This window comes from Kineococcus indalonis (assembly GCF_009906395.1).
Lineage (GTDB): Bacteria > Actinomycetota > Actinomycetes > Actinomycetales > Kineococcaceae > Kineococcus > Kineococcus indalonis.
Map to the genome: position 1 here is coordinate 1 of NZ_JAAALM010000516.1, position 2,818 is coordinate 2,818.

Annotated in this window: 2 protein-coding genes and 1 pseudogene; 2 read left to right on the plus strand and 1 reads right to left on the minus strand. The window is 77.5% G+C overall.

Translation table 11 applies throughout. From position 1 onward, the window contains the following. The coding region (locus GTR00_RS24355) for a diguanylate cyclase domain-containing protein (protein ID WP_166612994.1) at window positions 1-1,984 on the minus strand (1,984 nt) is incomplete at its 3' end. A gap of 161 nt (window positions 1,985-2,145) precedes the next feature. Between GTR00_RS24355 and GTR00_RS26470 the strand changes: the two are divergent. Next, a pseudogene (locus GTR00_RS26470) lies at window positions 2,146-2,410 on the plus strand (hypothetical protein). 143 nt (window positions 2,411-2,553) lie between these two features. Then, the gene (locus GTR00_RS18250; RefSeq protein WP_166612995.1) at window positions 2,554-2,766 is read left to right on the plus strand and encodes a DUF4287 domain-containing protein; all 213 of its coding nucleotides are present in this window, start codon (window positions 2,554-2,556) and stop codon (window positions 2,764-2,766) included. Window positions 2,767-2,818 lie beyond the last annotated feature (52 nt).

Sequence of the window (2,818 nt, forward strand, 5' to 3'; positions counted from 1 at the left end):
CCCCCGGCTGCTGCCCCGCCGGTCCTCCGGCCCGCTCCCGCGCCCGTTCCCCCGCCGGGCCGAGGGTGTCGCTGGGGCCGCTGGTGCTGCCGGTGGCACCGACCTGGGGCAGGAACTGACCGGCGCTGAGCAGCCCGTGCTCGGGGTGCTCCCAGCGCAGCAGCGCCTCCACCGCGCTGGTGGCCCCGTCGCGCAGGTCCACGATCGGCTGGTAGTGCAGCCGCAGCTGGCCCTGCTCCAGCGCCGCGGGCAGCTGGGCGCGCAGCCGCTGCCGCCCGCTGGAGCGGTGCTCGGCGGCCTGGGCCTGCTCGCGCTCGCGCCGCAGGGCCTGCGGGTCGGCCATCGTGAAGCGGTCACCGCCGGCGCGCTTGGCGCGGTACATCGCGGCGTCCGCCGCGGCCAGCAGCGCGTGCGGCGCGGTGGCGGCATCGTCGGTGACGGCCACGCCCACGCTGGCCGCCAGCGGGCGCCGCAGCCGTGGCGCACCCCGCCCCCGCTCGCCGCTGTCCCCCTGCTCGCCGCTGTCCCCCTGCTCGCCGCTGCGCCCCTCGCTGCTGTTGGCGCGTTGCAGGGCCCGCACGATGCGTGCGGCGATGGCCGCCGCCGCGCGGTGCCCGGCCAGGCGCTCGCAGCACACCACGAACTCGTCCCCGCCCAAGCGGGCCAGCACGTCGGCCGGGCGCAGCGCGGCGCGGATGCGCCCGGCCGCAGCGAGCAGGTGCTCGTCCCCCGCCGCGTGCCCGTGCAGGTCGTTGACCGCCTTCAGCCCGTCCAGGTCGATGAACAGCACCGCCAGGTGAGCCCCACCCTCCCCGCCACCGGTCCCACCGGTCCCGCCGGGGGCGGCGGTGCCTGCTGCGCTGGAGCGGCGCCGGTGCAGCAGGGCCAGGGCGTGGCGCAGCTGCTCCTCGAAGACCGCCCGCGTGAGCGCCCCGGTCAACGGATCGCGCCCGACCTGGGCCACCAGGCGCCGGTGGCTGTCCTCGGCCTGCTGGCGCTGCTGCACCAGCAGCGCCAGCGTGGCGCCCACCCCCATCAACACCTGCGCCGCCTGCAGCTGCGCGGCGCTCAGCGCGCCGGGGCGGGTGCGGTACAGCTGCACCGTGCCCCAGCACTGCCCGGCCACCCGCAGCGGCAGCGCGGTGACCGCCGCCAGGCCCAGCTGCGCGGCGGCGCTGGCGTACCAGCCGGAGCCGGCGCTGGAGGCCAGGTCCGCCTCCTCCACCACCCGCCCGCTGCGGTGCGCCAGGCGGCAGGGCCCGTCCTGGTGGCGCTGCTGGAGCACCTCCAGCGCGCGCACCGCCCGGCGAGCCGGGCCGCTCACCGCGCCCAGGCGCAGGAAGTCCTTGCCGACGGTGCGCGTCACGCTGGCACCGTCCACGCGCAGCACCTGCACCAGGCAGTCCAGCAGCAGCGTGAGGACCTCCCGGACCTGCCCGACCTGCGGGGCGCGGTCGGCGGAGCCGTCCAGGACGCTGAAGCGCTGCACCGCGGCCAGCAGCCGCGCCTGCAGCTCCCGCTCACCACCGCTGCGGCCACCGGGCCGGGTGTCGTCCTGATCGCCGGGTGGGTGCTGCGGCGCCGGCGGGTGCGGCTGCACGGGCACGACGTCCAGCACCGGGTCCAGCACCGGGTCCAGCACCAAGTGCCCCCGGTGCAGCGGTGCCGTCCCGGCGGCCACGGGCAGGACCGGTGCGCCCGGCGGGACGGTCAGGCGGGCCGGGCGCCCCTGCCCCTCCCGGGCGCGTCGCTGCGCCTGCTGCGCGCGCTCGATGAGGTCGTGGCTGTGGGCGATCAGGTCGTGAGCGCGCTGGCGGTGCTGCGTGGTCTGCTCGCGCAGCACCGTGGCGCTGACGCGCGCTCCGCCGGTCCGGGCAGCACCCACCCCGGGTGCGCCCAGCCCGCTGGCAGCGGTCTCGTGGCCCCTCGCCTCGACATCGCCGGTGATGGTGGACTCCTGCCTCAGGGCGTCGCGCCGCTCCACGTGCTGGAAGCACTGCGTAGCGCCCTGAAACGCTGCGTAGCGGGGATGATGGTAAGCGGTGGCGCTCGCCGCGGGCGAGCCGGTGGCGCGGCGCCGACGAGCACGCGCACGGCCCGCTCGCGACGGCGGTCGTGTCGGTGGTGCGGCCTACCTTCGTGCCCGTGGAGCAGCGGATCAGCCTGATCACCCCGGGCGTGCGCGACCTGGAACGCTCACGCCGCTCCTGCGAGCAGCTCGGCGGGCACGGCCAGCAGGTGCAGGAGACGGTCTCCTCCCAGGCCGGCGGCCCGGGCGCGGTGCTGCAGGCTGGGCCGAGCCGGCGTGTTCACCGACCCCGACGGGCACGCCCGGGAGGTCACCCACAACCCCGCCCTCCCGCTGGCCGACGACGGCTCGCTCGTCCTGCCCACCTTCCACGGCCCGTGAACCGGGCCGGGACGCCCCGCCCCGCCCCGGTGAGTCCTGCCGCCGGCAGCGGTCTGCACCTCCAGGACCACCGGGGCCGGCGACCCCCGGGGTCGAGCACACCCGGCAGCCACGACCACCACGAGCACCGACTGGAGGAACCCGTGCCCGACACCGTCAAGGGACCGGCGTCGTACTTCCCCGCCATCGAGGCGAAGTACGCAGAACCCGTCGCGCACTGGCAGCAGCTGCTGCACGAGCACCGCGCCCAGCACCCCGGCATCCGCCACGCGGAACTGGTCGCCTGGCTCAAGAGCGAGCACGGCATGGGCCACGGGCACGCCAACGCCCTGGTGGCCGCCACCCCGCCCGCCTGAGCTCCAGCACCCGCGGCCCCAGCAGCACCGGCCGCAGCAGCACCGGCCGCAC